Genomic DNA, 15407 nt, shown 5'->3' with positions numbered 1-15407 from the left:
ATGCTGATATATGGAGAAGAAAAACAGGTTTCCCGATTTTTAAAATTCGGGGAAACAAATATGCAGATTCGCGATGTGCTGAGCCGGGAGCATCGGATCCTGTCAGGAATAGATAAACTGAAAAAGCTGTCGGATCCGCAGACTGAGATTCTGGTTCTGGATACGACGGATATGAGTGCTTTACGTTTCCTTTACCAAAAGGGATGGCAACAAGTCTGTTTTCCGGTATGTGATGGAATCCTTTCTGTGAGTGATCCGGATGCGGACCATGTATTGGAAGAGACGCTTCGTCACAATACCAACTGGAGATGGCACAAAGAAGCCAACCGTTTCCGTATGCTGAGATCCTATCTTCTTCGAAGACCGGTGATAGATGCGCTGCCGAGCCACATTCAGCTGGAACATACCTCCTACTGCAATGCCAGGTGTATCATGTGCGGACATGCGATCTATGGGAACCGGGGAGCGCAGCATATATCGGAGCAGATGATAGATCGGATCACCTCTCTGCTGCCGTCCTGTGAGCTTATGGTCCTTCATGGATATGGAGAACCATTGATGACGAAGAATCTGGATGCGCTGCTGGAGTTATACCGAAAGTATGAGATTGAAGTAACGACGAATACGAATCTTTCTTATCTTCCGCAGAATATCCTGGAGCATCTGATTCCTGTAACGAAGCACCTGCGGATCTCCTGTGATGCCGTGACGAAGGAGATCTATGAAGGAATCCGACCGGGACTTTCCTTTGAAACATTTCTTGAGAACCTGAACCGGCTTCAGAAATATGCACCGGAGATCGAACTGATGATGGAAGTCGTGATCATGCGTCAGAATGTTACACAGATTCCGCAGATGGTTCGGTTTGCATGGGAGCATGGATTTTCCCAGATCAGCCTGAATCGCCTGGGAAGTCATCCGGTTCTGAATAATGAAAAGGATTGCCTGACTTATTATCCGCATCTGACCAGCCATTATCTCAGGGAGGGGATTGAGCTTGGGAGAAAGCTTGGAATCCGTGTATATTATCCGGTGGAATGGCTTCAGGAAGAAGACGCAGAAGTCATGGAAGAGGAAAAAAAGAGAGCAGATGCGCTGCCATTTCAGATGGAGCCGCTGTTCTGCGCAGAAGATCAGAAGATGATGATTCACAATGCAGTGCTTCTTAGCAGTGACGATGCTTCGCTGGTTCCGGGAAAATATGAGTGTACAGGCATGTGCGATTCTCTGCTTGGGCGTACGAACCTGGATCTGGAGGGAAATGTGTATGCATGTTGTATGAATACACTGCAAAAGGTGGGAAATCTCTTCGAGATGGATGACAGTGAATTTTACAATGCACCGGCATTGATAAGGATGAGAGAACAGTTTTACCGCGGTGAAGTTCCGGCTTATTGTGACCAGTGTTCTTATGTAATGAACCATACACTGGCGCTTGCAGATGTAAAGAGAAAGGATATGTGATATGAGTGATGAATTGATACTGGTAAATATGAAGGATGAAGAGACTGGTCATCAGGAGAAAATGGAAGCTCATAGAACTGCGAGTCTGCATCGCGCATTTTCTGTGTTTTTATATAAAGTAGTGAACAAAAAGGTATATATGCTTTTGCAGAAGCGTGCAGAAGGCAAGTACCATTCCGGCGGTCTATGGACGAACGCCTGCTGCTCTCACCCAAGAAGAGGGGAGACACTGGAAGAAGCAGTGCCGCGACGGATGATGGAAGAACTGGGAATCCGGACGGAAGTAAAGGAAGTATTTTCCTTTACGTATTATCACAGATTTTCGGATATCTGCGCAGAATTTGAGTATGACCATGTGTTTGTCGGAAGATGGGAAGATAAGGTTACACCGGATCCGCAGGAGATCTCGGAGACGGTATGGGTAGAACTATCCCGTCTGGAACAGCAGATGATGGATGCTCCGGATACATTTACGCCGTGGTTTATGATCGCTGCACCAAAGGTAAATGCAGTCATCCGTGAGGAGGTTTCCGTATGAAGATGCTGAGTGAATGGAATCAGCTGTTCCGTGTGGGAGAATGGTACGATTCAAAGGTACCGATGCTGATGCTCCCGGTGTTATATGCCACGATAGCTTCACAGGAAATCTATGCGGCAGACAAACTTAAGATGGTGCTTCTGCTGATTGTATTTGACAGTGTTTTTCTGGCATTTGGATATCTGATCAATGATTATGCGGATATGGAAGTGGATCAGAAAGCTGGAAAAAAGAAGATCATGCATCGTCTGCCGAAACATGTGCCGTTTCTGCTGGTTGTGGGTTCCGTGGTTCTCGGGTGTCTTCCGGTTCTGCTCGTTTCACATGGATGGAAGACGATACTGGTGCTGGCCGTGATCTATTTTTTTGGCGGATCTTATTCTGCGCCGCCGTTACGTTTTAAAGAGCGGGGAGTACTCGGGCTTCTGGTATCATCGACGGCGCAGAGGTGTTTTCCGCTTCTGCTGATTCCGGTGTTGCTGGATATGCCGGTCGATAAAGGATATGTGCTGTGGATGATGTTAAGTTTCTGTGTGGGAATCCGGTACATACTGGTACATCAATATATCGATGCAGAAAACGACCGCAGGGCAGGTGTGGAGACATTTGCACTGGAGCATCAGCCACAGGTGGCTGTATTGATCCAGTGGTCATTTGTGGCAGAACTGCTGATTATTGCAGTCTTGCTGATGCCGGTCTGCAGACTTCATCGATGGACGATCGTGTTTCTGGCAGGTTATGCCATCCTCTCCCTGATTCGCTGGAGAGGATGCAGGATGGTATATGGACACGGCGGATTGTATTCTTTTGATCAGGTTCCGCTGGAGGATTTTTATAATCATTACCTGCCGCTTATATTTATTATCCTGCTGATGCAGCAGAATCCGTGGTGGACGGTCCTGCTTGCAGCCTGGATACTGATTCTGCTGCGGCCGGCAGTCAGACATCTGGAATTCCCGGTGAAGATACTGACGGATCAACGAAAAGGAAAGAGTGAGGAGAGGAAATATGAAAGATAATCTGTTTAGTGCAGTCTATGAGGTGGAGAAGATCCTGTTTGGTGACAGTGATAAAAGCAGCATGCGAAGGGAAGTCCGGCAGTGTATTCTGGAACACAGAGTGCCGGAAGGCCCGAAGTATCTGATGATGAAGATTACCAACAGATGTAATTCCAATTGTGCGTACTGCTCGCATGCGTATTCGAATCAGGAGGAAGAAAAGAGTGACATCAGCTTGGATCTGATTAAAAAGACGATCCGGGAGGCAGGAGATATGCACGTGACAGCAGCATCTATCAATGGAGGAGAGCCGCTGGTGCGCCAGGATATCGATGAGATCATCCGTGCTCTGATCGCGGAGCATATTACGCCGGTTCTGATGACAAACGGGCTGTTGCTTCCGAAACGCTGGGATGAGCTGGGTGCGGCAGGACTTCGTTATATTATCATGTCTTTTGATTCTCTGGATCCGGAGACATATAACAAGCAGCGGGGTGCGGATTTTCAGGATGCCATGGCGGGAATCGATGCTGCAGTGGCGCTGAAGGAAAAGTATGGAGACGCGCATATTCATGTAACGACCGTACTTACGAAGAACAACGCAAAAGAACTGCCTGGATTCATCGAGTATATGACGAGTCGTGGAATCTATGTGCAGATCAGCCCATATCATCATTTCAATCCGTCGGTTCCAAATGAACTGCGTATTACGGATCCGGAAGAGATATTTACTCTGACGGGAACTTTATTAAAAATGAAACGAGAAGGAATGCTGATCGCCAATTCGGAAGGATTTATCGCACACCTTCCGGACTTTTTCCTGAAGGATCAGAGGGTCCCTTCTGATTATCGTTGTCTGATCGGATATACGAACGTCTTTGTCGATGCGTACATGAATGTACACTGCTGCTGGGACGGATGCTTCAAACCGATCGGTAATCTGCAGGAACGTTCTCTGAAGGAGATCTGGAACAGTGAGGAATACCAGGAGGCGAGGGAACAGATGATGAACTGTGATTGCAGCGGCTGCTGGTATCTGTGTACCGGAGAAGTGACGATGTTTTTATTAGACCAGGAGATGTAACATGGAACAGAGATTAAACCTTTCAATTGTGATTCCGACAAACGGCAGAACGAATCTGGTGGAACGGCTGCTCCAGAGCCTGGTTCCGGAGAGACAGTCTTACCCATATGGAGAGACCGAAGTTCTGATTGTAAACAGTGGCAAGGCAGAAGATGCCACACGGATAGAAGAACTTTGTGAAACTTATCAGGCGATATTCATTCCGGGAGAAAACAGTGTCCGGAAAAAGAGGAATCTGGGAATCGAAAAGGCACAGTATGAAGTAGTACTGTTTCTGGATTCTGATGTTGCGGCCGAAGAGGGACTGCTGAGATACCACGCAGAAGGATTCCTGAATGCCACAGAGAAAAATCTCGGAGGCGTCTTCGGCCTTACCCGATTTGTCGGAAGAAAGACATGGTGGTGGAAGGTCGTAGAACAGACCACTTATCTGGATTCGTTTTCTTTTGCTGAGCGGTTCCCCTATAATTCCTGGACGATTGGGAATAATGTATCGTTTTACAGACGGGTGCTGCTTGAAGTCGGAATGTTTGAAGTGAATTTTCCATTTCCGCTGGGCGGGGATGACCTTGATATGACCTATCGGATCACCAAATCCGGATATCTGATCAAGTCCTGTCCGCAGGCGGTTACGCTGCATTCAACTGAGACCTGGAATCACCCGAAGGCAATCTATGACCGTACCCATCGCTGGGGAAGTATGGATTACTTCCTGAGTCAGAGACATCCGGAGATCTTTGTAGACTGTATACCAAAGAGCGGAGTGTTGTTTACCGCTTCGTTTCTGGCAGGTGGGATCCTGTCTGCGGGATTTCGAAGCCTTGAACCGCTGCTTTGTGTATTGATCTGGCTTGCGCTGCATGTGATAACCGTGTATGTCTATGATTGTGTTCACAAGGAGGGCGGACATCCGCTGTATTATGCTATGGGCAAGATGATCCGTACCTTTTACAGACTTTATTATCAGATTGCAGGTTTAAAAAATCATGATATCCGGTGTCTGCATAAGGAGATGTCATTCTCACTGGAGCAGACCAAGTATATGCAGCGGCGTGAGATTGCAATGTTTTCCATCTACCTGATCACATTCGCAGTCATGCTGCTGGGCGTATGTATCCGACGGTTGATATAAAGGAGCAGATATGGACGGTATTAGTATAGTGATCATTTCGCGCGGACGCGAAAAATTATTGGATGAGCTTCTGCAGTCAGTACAAAAGGCACAGGAGCAGGTGGATTTTCCGACAGAGATCATCCTGGTGGACAGCAGTCTTGGAGACAGCATAGAGAATGTGCGTGCACTCAGTGAAAAATATCATACAAAGTATTTTTATCAGGACATCACAGTGTCTGCAAAAAGAAATTATGGAGCGAAGAAGTGTCAGTATGAGGTCATACTGTTTCTGGATTCAGACTGTCTGGCAACTCCGGAGATACTGAAGCATTATGCAGAAATATACAGGGAATATCCCGAGGCCGGAGGCGCAGCCGGCCCGTTGGAATTTGTCGGAGAGGATACCTGGTTCTGGAAGGTGGTAGAAAAAACACCTTATACCATATTCTTTTCCACGCCGAAGTGGGGGAAGACGCTGACCTGGTCCCCGACGGCTAATTTTTCGGTAAAGAAGGATGCATTCCTGTCTGTCGGAGGGTTTGATGAGTCATTTCCAAAGAACCCGGGAGGCGAAGATGTGGATATGGGACTTCGGCTCTCAAAGGCAGGGTATACACTGTACAGTGTCCCGGAGGCGCTTGTGTATCACAGTAAATCCACCTGGAGTCCTGTAAAATCCATGTTCCGCAGAGTCTTCCATTATGGAGCCGGAGATCTGTATCTTCTGGAACGGTATCCGCAGATGGGATGCTGTTGTATGCCGAGGAGGATATTGATGATTTTGTACGGAATCCTGCTGTATCTGATATTGGGATGTATGGTAAATCCGTGGTTTTTTGCCGGAGTTGTGGTTATTCCACTGTGGGAAATGGGAATGACAAGTCTGTGTGTCAATCATCTTATGAAATACAAAGGAACCACTTTTGGAAAACAGTTTGTTGTACAGGCACTGCTTCTGTGGAATGAAGCGGGTTTTTTGTGGGAGTGTATCCGGAAAAGGGAGTTTTCCAGTATGGGGAAACAGATCATTTATTTTAAACCACAGATGGACGGAACCTGTTATCAGAATGTGGTTACTGCTGTGATATACAGCCTGTTTCTGTTGATAACTTATATACTTGTAATGTTAGGAGTCTGATCGAATGATGAAAAGAGCAATTGAGGCGATACATAAGGGATATTTTGATCTGCCGTTTTATACAGAGCACTGTAAAAAGAGTGGGGTAAATCTGACAGAAGTACGTACGGAAGAACAATTTCTTAAAATTCCATTTACGGTAAAAGAAGACCTGCGGAATTCATCTGCATACAGCAGAACCAGAACGGCACCTGAGGAGATCTATGGACTGTATTCCAGCAACGGAACAACCGGGAAAAAAACATTCTATGTTCACAGCCAACTGGATCATAGGAAACAGGCAGAATATGTCCGGACCTTTTATTCCGCGCTGGGAATGAAAGCGGGAGGTCTGGGTGCTGTATTTGGGCCGATCGGAAGTCCGGTGATGGGACATTGTATGATATGGCAGTTTCATGCGATGAGGATGGGGATGACACTTTGCCCGCAGCCGTCTCCGGAGAATATCATAGATGTGATCCAGAGTCTTCCGGTGACAGACATTGCAACGCTTCCACAGGTAGCTTCTTTTCTGGCGGCAAGTCCCGAGTGGAGGGAGATTGCCGCGAAGTCTTCTGTAGAACGTCTGATTCTGGGCGGAGATTTTCTCTCAGAAGCCAGACGGAAGCTGCTGGAAGAGACATGGGATGCTAAAGTCTACAATTCCTTTGGAATGAGTGAGGTGTTTGGTCCGATTGGCAATGAATGCATGGAACAGAACGGTTTCCACTATTTTGATCAGGATCTTTATATCGAAGTGGTGTCTCCGGAGACGGGAGAACCGGTAGAGCCGGGAAAGGTCGGCATCGGTGTGTATACAACTCTCTGGGACAAGGGGTTCCCACTGCTTCGTTACTGGTCCGGAGATCTGCTTCGGATCATGCAGGAACCATGTCCGTGCGGCAGCAGGCTTCCACGGTTTGAATATTTTGGAAGGATGGATGACTGTGTACAATTGCCGGACGGGACATGGATCTCTCCGAAACAGGTGGAAGAGATTACACTGCCGGCAGGCCTTGTACATTGCCAGGTACAGCTTCATGAAGATGGAAGAGTATGTCTGATATATGATGAAGCGGGCGTTTCGCCGACAGAAGAGTTATTGTGCCAGCTGAAAGAACTGTTGTCCTGCGATACTGTTTCTGCCCGACCGATGCTGTTGGAGCACATGAATCTGCGGGGACTGAAGCCAAAGTATCTTGTAGAAGCAGATAAACCGGTACAAAACAGCGGAGGGATGTTCTTATAATATTTTCCATGCGCAGTAGATCTGTGAGGGAGGAGAAAGAATGAAACAATACGAAATACTTGCTCCGGCAGGAAACTTAGAGGATCTGAAACTGATGATCCGGGAGGGCGCAGATGCCATCTATATCGGGCTTGAGGGATACAGTTCCCGTCCGGACAGCGCGGACTTTAACCTGGAACAGATTCAGGAGGCAGTGACACTCTGTCATGAAAAAGGCGTTCTGTTATATGTTGCAATCAATGCAAATGTGGGGCAGGATCAGATGGAACGTCTGATTGGGCAGATCTTTGAATTAGACCGGTTGGGTGTGGATGCAGTGATATTCTCGGAATTCGGTCTGGTTCAGTATTTTTCGGGACGACTCAAACATGCCCACATGCATGCGAGTACACTGATGGGGGTCTACAACATAGAGACAGTCAGACTTTTGAAAGAGTTAGGCGTGACCCGCATCATCTTTTATGCCAATCTGTATTTTGAAGAAATGGCCGGGATCATCAGTGCGGAACCGGATCTGGAATATGAACTGGTTGCGGAAGGCGGTACCTGCTTTAATGATATCAGGCAGTGCAGGATTCCGCACGGGGTTCAGAATGGAGAGCACATCCTTTTCTGCAGAAAACCTTTCGTACTGCAGGAAGATGGGAAAGTGACCGGTGAGGCAAAGCCGATCTCGGAGCCTCCGACACGTACTGCGGAAGTGGCGGGACTGTTTCTGGCGATCGGAATCTATTCTTATAAGATTGAAGGGCGGACGGTACCGGGAAAACTCAGAGTGCCGATGGTACATGCTCTGAAAGAAAATCTTGAAAAATATCAGAAGGAAGAGAGCGTGGATGCTTATCTGCATTTCTTTACCCGTGGAAACAGGGGGTGGAATCAATGATTATTTCGCTGGAAACATATGATGAGAATACGGTGGCCAAAATTGGTGCCAATATAGAGATTGATGGTGTCGTTCTGGGAGATATGTACTGTAATTACCGGATGTTCCCCGGAGGAAGTGCAGAGCTGGAAGACCGGATGAGACAGTTGAAAGAAAGCGGGAAAAAGGTCTATTACCAGACCCCGTGTTATCTGACGGATACGGTGTTCGATCAGGTGGTTCAGCATATCTGTTACTGGAATCATCAGGGCCTGCTTGATGGAGTATTTCTTCAGGATATCGGACTTCTGCGCAGGCTTGGCAAGCTGGATACCGGGCTTTTGCTTGTATGGAGTTATATGGGGATAGCCAGAAATCGTGCAGTGAATCTGTTGCATTATCAGTTCCTTGAATCACTGGCGCCGGTAGTGATTGCGACGGATCAGCCAAGACATTGCCGGCTTCTGCGGGAGCAGGGAATCGATGCGATGCTGATGTATGGAAGAATTACGTACGCAACGGTAAACCGGCTCTGTTATTATACTTATGAGAACAATCTGTATGGAACAGACTGCAGACGGGCCTGTCTTGACGGAAAGCAGCACATGGTAAATGAAAAGTTCAGTCTGGATATGTCTGTGGATGGATATATGCTGGGAAAGAAGTATGTCTATGTGGAATCAGAAGAATCCCCGGATCTTCTGTATGCACAGAATTATGACGTATGTCTGGAACAGATGCACAGACTGAAGGAAAGAGAGCAGAGATGAAAATATCAGTAGTAATTCCGGTTTATAATGAAGAAAAACATATCACAGCATGTATAGATGCGTTGGTTCACAATACGCGCAAGCCAGATGAGATCCTGCTTGCAGACGGGGGATCTTCAGATCGCACCCGTATGCTGGCCTCCAGATTTCCGGAGGTGACGATACTGGAAAATCCGAAAAAGACGGCAGCTGCGGGAAGAAATGTCGGAATCAGACGTGCAAAAGGAGATATCATTGCATTTACAGACGGAGACTGCATCGTTGAGAAAAACTGGCTGGAAGAGATAGAAAAAGCATTTGTAAAATACGAGCTGGACGGTCTGGGAGGAAAAGTGACAACGGCTCCTTTTGAGAATAAATATGAGGAATACTGGGGAACACTTGCCTGGAGACTGATCATGAGTTTTGGGGATGAGGCTTATCAGGTAAAAGAAAAAAAACTGAATGATGCATTTGTCACGGCAAACTGTGCCTATACCAGAAAGCTTCTGAAGCAGATCAAAGGGTTTGACCTGTGGTTTGCCAATAATGCGGAAGATGTGGATCTGTGCTGGCGTGCACTGGAACAGCAAGCGAAGCTGATGTATATTCCGTCGGTTGTTATCCGGGCACACAGTGTCAATACGCTTAACGGAATCCGGAAAAAAAGCTTCCGAAACGGGGTGTCAAGCAGTAAATTGCAGAAACGGTACGGATCCTGGTTTAACTATGATCTGAACATATACAAAATGTGGATACAGAATTTCCGTGGTCTGTTCACGAAGAAGCCGAATGCAAGGCTGAATCTGACGGAGCTGACCTGGCATCTGCTCGGGAAATATTATGGAAGCATCAAGGCACATGTGATCAATATATAGGCGGCAGCCTGTTTTGGTAAGAATTGCAACGTGATGTGTATGCACTTGAATGGGACAGAGATATGAATTATGATATAATTATTATAGGTGCCGGGCCTGCAGGACTTGCATGTGGACTTACGCTTGCGCGGGCAGGAAAAAAATGCCTGATTCTGGAACGGCGAAGAGAGTTGACCGGGAAAGTCTGCGGAGACGGACTGTCAAGCCACTGTATGCAGGTACTGAAGAACATCAATATTCAGGAAAAGGACCTGATATCCCTTGGCGGGAAAAAAATATATCGTAATGTTACTTCCAACTTTGGAGAGATAGAGGAGAGGCGCTATTGCCGAAATGAAGGATATGAAGATTATGCCTATGGATTATCCAGAGATGTATTCGATGGGTATCTTCTGCGGCTTGCAAGGGAGGCCGGATGTGAGGTAATGACGGACAGGACGGTCTTATCTGTAAGAAAGAACGGATCCGGTTATCTGGTGGATGGAAGTCTTACGGCAGACCGGGTTGTCCTTGCCTGTGGGGCAATCGGAGGGCAGAAGCTTGGTGTTGCAAAACCGGATGATGTGCCGGTGGGAATGTCGGCCAGAGTATATGGGGATTGTCGCCTTCCTTCGGATACCTTTTATTTCAAATATGACTGGCAGTATGGAGAAGGCTATGCCTGGCTCTTTCCGGTGGGAGAACGTCTGTGGAACTACGGAGTGTGGAGTGCAGACCGCCGGGAAGAGGTGAAGCGGTTATTTGCGGAGTTTGAAGAGCAGATGAAAAAGACTTATTTTTCAGACTGCAGCTATGAGAGGAAGCCGAAAGGAGCGGTGATCGGTGCGACCCGGCATATGCCGACGGATGGAACGAAGATTCCACGGATCGGAGACTGTGCATATATTTCGTGTTTCGAAAGTGGGGAAGGAATCTCCTACGCTATAGAAAGCGGGCGTCTTCAGGCAGAAGCAATCCTCCACGACCGGGATCCGGAAAAGGTACCTGTTCCTGAGAAAAATGCATATGCAAATGAGGTGAAAAAGTGCCATTTAAAATCGTTCGAAATGATATTGTAAATATGGAAGTGGACGCAATTGTGAACACGGCCAATGATCATCCGACCGTAGGAACAGGCTGTGATTATGCGGTATATAAAGCTGCGGGATATGAACAGCTTCTGGAATGCAGGAAAAAGATTGGTTATGTAAAAGAAGGGGAAGCATTTCTGACTCCGGGCTTCCGGCTTCCGGCAAAGTATATTATCCATGCGGTCAGTCCCCTTTATCGGGGTGGATTTCTGGGAGAAGAACGCAAACTCAGATCCTGTTACCGGAACAGTCTGCGGATTGCGGCAGAGAATCAGATTCGCTCAATTGCATTTCCGCTGATCTCAACCGGTGGATTCGGCTATCCGAAAGAAGAGGGAATGCGGATTGCTGTCGATGAGATCCATTCATTTCTGCTTCATCAGGAAATGATGATCTATCTGGTTGTATTCGATGGAAAGGCAACCGGACTTGGAAAGCAGATCTGTCCGGATCTGGAAACCTACATTGACCGGAATTATGTGCAGAAAAAGCGGGAAGAGGAATATGTATATCCTTCCTTCCCGGGAAATATGTATCCTGCGGCAAGACAAAGGGCGGCAAGAGCTGCAGAGGTTGAGAGCGGAGGACTGATCCGGGAATCCGTTGATGAATATACCTTCAGTGAAGCACATGAAAGCGCACTGGAAGAACGGATGAAGCATCTGACGGATACATTTTCGCAGTATCTTCTGTACCTGATTAAATCCAAAGGAATGACGAATGCAGAAGTCTATAAACGTGCTATTGTGGACAAAAAAACGTTCTCAAAGATTAAGAACAATCCGAATGCGCACCCGCAGAAAATGACAGCGATGTGTCTGTGTATCGGAGCAAAGCTCAATATGGATGAAACAAGAGATCTTCTTGCCAGGGCAGGATATGCATTATCGCCCTGTGATAAGACGGATGTGATCTTCTCCTATTTTATTGAAAATCAGATCTATGACATGATTGAACTGGATATACAGCTGGAGGAACATGGACTTCCCTGTCTGATTTCATAGTTTAACGCATGATGATGTTTTTAAGGTCGCCTGTGTGGCGACTTTATTTTTTTCTGTGTATGTTATGATTCTGACATCAGATAGGAAAACAGTATTTCAGAAGGGAGTCATACATATGAAAAAAGGATTAACAGAATTAGTATTTGTATTAGACAGGAGCGGATCAATGAGTGGTCTGGAAAGTGACACGATCGGAGGATTCAATTCTCTGATTGATAAGCAGAAAAAGGAAGAAGGAGAGGCTGTTATTTCTGCTGTATTATTCGATGATACGACAGAAGTATTATATGACAGAGTGCCGCTTGACAAAATAGAACCAATGAATGACAGACAATATTATGTGCGGGGATGCACAGCGCTTCTGGATGCAGTCGGAGGAGCGATCCATCATATTGGAAATGTTCACAAATATGCGAGAGAAGAAGATCGCCCGGAAAAAACATTATTTATTATTACAACAGATGGTATGGAAAATGCAAGTCGAAGATATACCTATGAGAAAGTAAAGCATATGTTAGAGCGTCAGAAAGCAAAGTATGGCTGGGAATTTCTGTTTCTTGGAGCCAATATTGATGCAATTGCTGTCGCAGGCAGGTTTGGAATACAGGCGAATCGAGCAGTCAAGTATGAGTGTGACAGAGAGGGAACTCAGTTAAACTATGAGGTGCTCAGTAAAGCGGTATCCAGGATGCGCTCCTGTGCAGCAACGACAGCTGCCATGGCGTTTGAAGAGAATGACAGATGGGCAGATGAGATACGGGAGGATTATGCACTGCGTCATCAGAAAAAGGAATAGAATTGTTAAAGATAGTTTGTGCTGGCATTATAATTTTGCCAGCACAGTTTTTCTCATGGTAATGTAGCAGGCCAGTCCTCCGATAAAGCTGGAGATTGGTTCTGCGAGAAATACTCCGACGACACCAAGACCTGCAATATGTGGGAGTATGAAGGTAAGCGGTGCTACGATGATCGCCTTTCGCAATATGGAAAAGAATACGGCCTGTTTGGCCTTATTGAGTGCTTTGAATACACATTGTCCGGTAAATTGAAAAGCCATCATAAAGAATCCGAAGAAATATATATGCAGTGACGGAACCGCCTTTTCAATGAGTAACGCATCATGATTAAAGATTCTGATAAACAATTCGGGAAAAGCGGATATCATTCCCCAGATAGACAGAGTATATCCAAAACAGGTAATAGTCATGAAGCGGATTGCTTTTTTCATCAGATCTGTCTGCCCGGCACCGTAATTATAGCTGATGACAGGGGAAGACCCTTCGGCAAGAGACATGACAGGAGTCTGTGCAATTTCGCGAATCGAATTGATTACCGTCATGACACTGATATAGATGTCGCCTCCGAAGATCTGAAGCATGGAATTGCATGCAACCTGCACCAGTCCATTGGTGAAGGACATGACGAAAGAAGAAGTTCCCAGTTTTGTAATCTCACAGATGCAGGTAAAGTCCGGATGGAATTCATGAAAAGTTAACTTCAGTTCTGTCTGCGCCCCGGTCAGAAACCGGAGCACCCATAGGGCGGAAAAAAGCTGAGAGATAATCGTAGCGAGAGCCGCACCTTTTACACCCAGATGCAGTAAAAAGATAAAGACCGGGTCGAGGATAATATTGCTGATCGCACCGAGTGTTACTGTCTTCATACCGATTTTGGCAAAACCCTGACAGTTGATATATGGGTTGAGGCCCAGAGCGGTCATGACAAAAACTGTCCCCAGAAGGTAGATCACCATATAGCCGGCGGCATATGGATAAGTAGTATCACTTGCACCAAACAGATAGAGAATGGGTTTGTGGAACAGAATTCCCAGAACTGTAATCATGATTCCGGTAAGTATCAGCATAAAGTATGCATGATTCATTATTTTCTGGGCTCCTTTTGTGTCTCGTTTTCCTCTCGCGATGGAACACAGTGGAGCACCGCCCTGTCCAAACAGATTGGCAAATGCAGTTACCATGGTAATAACCGGAAAACACAGACCGAGCCCGGCAAGAGCAACGGTGCCTTCGCCCGGAAGTTTTCCGATATAGATACGGTCAATAATATTGTAAAGCAGGTTTAGGATCTGAGCGACCAGCATTGGGGCAACTACAGAAAGGATATTGTGCCTGACATTGCTGCCACCAAAGTCTATTTGTTGAGAATTCATACTGATTTCGTCCTTTCTATCGATGCCTTTTATTGTATCACAAAAACTGTCCACATGTGTTATACTAAGAAAAAATGTGTAAGTAATGTGTAAACAGGAGTACGATATGGCTAAAGGAGCAAATCAGAAATTTAAATTATATTATCTGGCGAAAATCATGACGGAAAAGACAGATGAGGAGCATTACATTACGATGCCGGAGATTATAGATAGTCTTGAAAACTATGGGGTGACAGCCGGACGAAAGAGTATCTATAATGATCTGAAAGATCTGGAAAAACTGGGAATTGAAGTGGAGGGAGAGCCGGTCGGCAACCGCTATCATTATCATGTGGTGGATCGTCAGTTTGAGCTTCCGGAACTGAAGCTGCTGGTGGATGCGATTCAGTCTTCGAAGTTCATTACTGCAAGAAAATCCAATGAACTGATCAAAAAGCTGGAGACGCTGGTCAGCAGATTCGATGCGGCAAAGCTGCAGCGGCAGGTATTCGTATCCGGTCGTATCAAGACCATGAATGAGAGTATCTATTACAATGTGGATGAGATTCATAATGCAATTGCGGAAAACAGAAAGATTCGTTTTCAATATTTTCAGTGGAATGTAAAAAAAGAAATGGAACTTCGGCATGGAGGAGCTTATTATCATATCAGTCCATGGGGGCTGTCCTGGGATAATGAGAACTATTACCTGATCGGTTATGATTCTGATGCAGGCATGATCAAACATTACCGGGTGGATAAGATGCTTCATATACGGATGTCGAAGGAAATGAGGGAAGGAAAGGAACTCTTTCAGAAGCTTGATATGGCGGCTTATGCGAAGAAGAGTTTTGGAATGTATGGAGGAAAGGAAGAACGTGTCAGACTTCTGGTAAAAAACAGTTTTGCGGGAGTTATGATTGACCGGTTTGGTAAGGATATAATGATGATTCCTGCAGACGAAGAGCATTTTACAGTAAATGTGGATGTGCAGGTGAGCAGTCAGTTCCTGAGCTGGGTATTCGCACTGGGAGATGGAGTGAAGATCATCGGACCGGAACATGTGGCGGAGAGAATGAAGACGGAACTTGGCAGGATGCTTGAGCAATACAGTGAATAATGATGAGG

Annotated in this window: 15 protein-coding genes; 14 read left to right on the top strand and 1 reads right to left on the bottom strand. The window is 46.2% G+C overall.

Annotated elements, in window-relative coordinates:
* The 13 genes from ABE547_RS04220 to ABE547_RS04160 all read left to right on the top strand — a co-directional run bounded on the left by ABE547_RS04220 (position 1) and on the right by ABE547_RS04160 (position 12926).
* The gene (locus ABE547_RS04220; protein WP_347377577.1) at positions 1-1464 is read left to right on the top strand and encodes a radical SAM protein; all 1464 of its coding nucleotides are present in this window, start codon (positions 1-3) and stop codon (positions 1462-1464) included.
* A gap of 1 nt (position 1465) precedes the next feature.
* Positions 1466-2002: an isopentenyl-diphosphate Delta-isomerase gene (gene idi, locus ABE547_RS04215; RefSeq protein WP_347377576.1), complete on the top strand. Its 537-nt coding sequence runs from the start codon at positions 1466-1468 to the stop codon at positions 2000-2002.
* Positions 1999-3021: a UbiA family prenyltransferase gene (locus tag ABE547_RS04210; protein WP_347377575.1), complete on the top strand. Its 1023-nt coding sequence runs from the start codon at positions 1999-2001 to the stop codon at positions 3019-3021. Before idi ends, ABE547_RS04210 begins: the two co-directional genes overlap by 4 nt.
* Positions 3011-4084, top strand: coding sequence for a radical SAM protein (locus tag ABE547_RS04205; RefSeq protein ID WP_347377574.1), 1074 nt, complete (start codon positions 3011-3013; stop codon positions 4082-4084). Before ABE547_RS04210 ends, ABE547_RS04205 begins: the two co-directional genes overlap by 11 nt.
* Before the next feature lies 1 nt (position 4085).
* Positions 4086-5216 (top strand): glycosyltransferase, encoded by a 1131-nt coding sequence (locus tag ABE547_RS04200; protein ID WP_235247957.1) that lies wholly within the window; start codon positions 4086-4088, stop codon positions 5214-5216.
* A gap of 10 nt (positions 5217-5226) precedes the next feature.
* Positions 5227-6336 (top strand): glycosyltransferase family 2 protein, encoded by a 1110-nt coding sequence (locus ABE547_RS04195; protein ID WP_347377573.1) that lies wholly within the window; start codon positions 5227-5229, stop codon positions 6334-6336.
* A gap of 4 nt (positions 6337-6340) precedes the next feature.
* Complete coding sequence (locus tag ABE547_RS04190) at positions 6341-7564, top strand: AMP-binding protein (protein ID WP_347377572.1); 1224 nt, start codon at positions 6341-6343, stop codon at positions 7562-7564.
* A 40-nt stretch (positions 7565-7604) separates the two neighbouring features.
* Positions 7605-8450, top strand: coding sequence for a peptidase U32 family protein (locus tag ABE547_RS04185; protein ID WP_347377571.1), 846 nt, complete (start codon positions 7605-7607; stop codon positions 8448-8450).
* Positions 8447-9199, top strand: a complete 753-nt coding sequence (locus ABE547_RS04180; protein WP_347377570.1) for a hypothetical protein — start codon at positions 8447-8449, stop codon at positions 9197-9199. Before ABE547_RS04185 ends, ABE547_RS04180 begins: the two co-directional genes overlap by 4 nt.
* Positions 9196-10056 (top strand): glycosyltransferase, encoded by an 861-nt coding sequence (locus tag ABE547_RS04175; protein ID WP_235247952.1) that lies wholly within the window; start codon positions 9196-9198, stop codon positions 10054-10056. The genes ABE547_RS04180 and ABE547_RS04175 overlap by 4 nt, the downstream gene beginning before the upstream one ends.
* Positions 10057-10091: 35 nt before the next feature.
* On the top strand, positions 10092-11114 hold the full coding sequence (locus ABE547_RS04170) for an NAD(P)/FAD-dependent oxidoreductase (RefSeq protein WP_328284189.1): 1023 nt from the start codon (positions 10092-10094) through the stop codon (positions 11112-11114).
* Positions 11081-12130 (top strand): macro domain-containing protein, encoded by a 1050-nt coding sequence (locus ABE547_RS04165; protein ID WP_347377569.1) that lies wholly within the window; start codon positions 11081-11083, stop codon positions 12128-12130. The genes ABE547_RS04170 and ABE547_RS04165 overlap by 34 nt, the downstream gene beginning before the upstream one ends.
* A 115-nt stretch (positions 12131-12245) precedes the next feature.
* Positions 12246-12926 carry a vWA domain-containing protein gene (locus tag ABE547_RS04160; RefSeq protein WP_347377568.1) on the top strand — a complete coding sequence of 227 codons (681 nt, stop codon included), beginning with the start codon at positions 12246-12248 and terminating at the stop codon, positions 12924-12926.
* 27 nt (positions 12927-12953) lie between these two features.
* Here ABE547_RS04160 and ABE547_RS04155 read toward each other — a convergent pair whose 3' ends face one another.
* Positions 12954-14300 (bottom strand): MATE family efflux transporter, encoded by a 1347-nt coding sequence (locus tag ABE547_RS04155; protein ID WP_347377567.1) that lies wholly within the window; start codon positions 14298-14300, stop codon positions 12954-12956.
* A 106-nt stretch (positions 14301-14406) separates the two neighbouring features.
* Here ABE547_RS04155 and ABE547_RS04150 point away from each other — a divergent pair, with 106 nt between their 5' ends.
* Positions 14407-15399: a WYL domain-containing protein gene (locus ABE547_RS04150; RefSeq protein WP_347377566.1), complete on the top strand. Its 993-nt coding sequence runs from the start codon at positions 14407-14409 to the stop codon at positions 15397-15399.
* Positions 15400-15407 lie beyond the last annotated feature (8 nt).

It is taken from the genome of Dorea sp. YH-dor226 (assembly GCF_039832105.1).
GTDB lineage: Bacteria > Bacillota > Clostridia > Lachnospirales > Lachnospiraceae > Dorea_A.
Note: the sequence above shows the minus strand (reverse complement) of the source record. Positions and strands in the feature narration are given on the sequence as shown.

What these genes read in the sequence shown, in the direction of transcription:
- ABE547_RS04220 (WP_347377577.1), top strand. Translation starts at nt 1, where the DNA reads ATGCTGATATATGGAGAAGAAAAACAGGTTTCCCGATTTTTAAAATTC.
- idi (WP_347377576.1), top strand. Translation starts at nt 1,466, where the DNA reads ATGAGTGATGAATTGATACTGGTAAATATGAAGGATGAAGAGACTGGT.
- ABE547_RS04210 (WP_347377575.1), top strand. Translation starts at nt 1,999, where the DNA reads ATGAAGATGCTGAGTGAATGGAATCAGCTGTTCCGTGTGGGAGAATGG.
- ABE547_RS04205 (WP_347377574.1), top strand. Translation starts at nt 3,011, where the DNA reads ATGAAAGATAATCTGTTTAGTGCAGTCTATGAGGTGGAGAAGATCCTG.
- ABE547_RS04200 (WP_235247957.1), top strand. Translation starts at nt 4,086, where the DNA reads ATGGAACAGAGATTAAACCTTTCAATTGTGATTCCGACAAACGGCAGA.
- ABE547_RS04195 (WP_347377573.1), top strand. Translation starts at nt 5,227, where the DNA reads ATGGACGGTATTAGTATAGTGATCATTTCGCGCGGACGCGAAAAATTA.
- ABE547_RS04190 (WP_347377572.1), top strand. Translation starts at nt 6,341, where the DNA reads ATGATGAAAAGAGCAATTGAGGCGATACATAAGGGATATTTTGATCTG.
- ABE547_RS04185 (WP_347377571.1), top strand. Translation starts at nt 7,605, where the DNA reads ATGAAACAATACGAAATACTTGCTCCGGCAGGAAACTTAGAGGATCTG.
- ABE547_RS04180 (WP_347377570.1), top strand. Translation starts at nt 8,447, where the DNA reads ATGATTATTTCGCTGGAAACATATGATGAGAATACGGTGGCCAAAATT.
- ABE547_RS04175 (WP_235247952.1), top strand. Translation starts at nt 9,196, where the DNA reads ATGAAAATATCAGTAGTAATTCCGGTTTATAATGAAGAAAAACATATC.
- ABE547_RS04160 (WP_347377568.1), top strand. Translation starts at nt 12,246, where the DNA reads ATGAAAAAAGGATTAACAGAATTAGTATTTGTATTAGACAGGAGCGGA.
- ABE547_RS04155 (WP_347377567.1), bottom strand. Translation starts at nt 14,300, where the DNA reads ATGAATTCTCAACAAATAGACTTTGGTGGCAGCAATGTCAGGCACAAT.
- ABE547_RS04150 (WP_347377566.1), top strand. Translation starts at nt 14,407, where the DNA reads ATGGCTAAAGGAGCAAATCAGAAATTTAAATTATATTATCTGGCGAAA.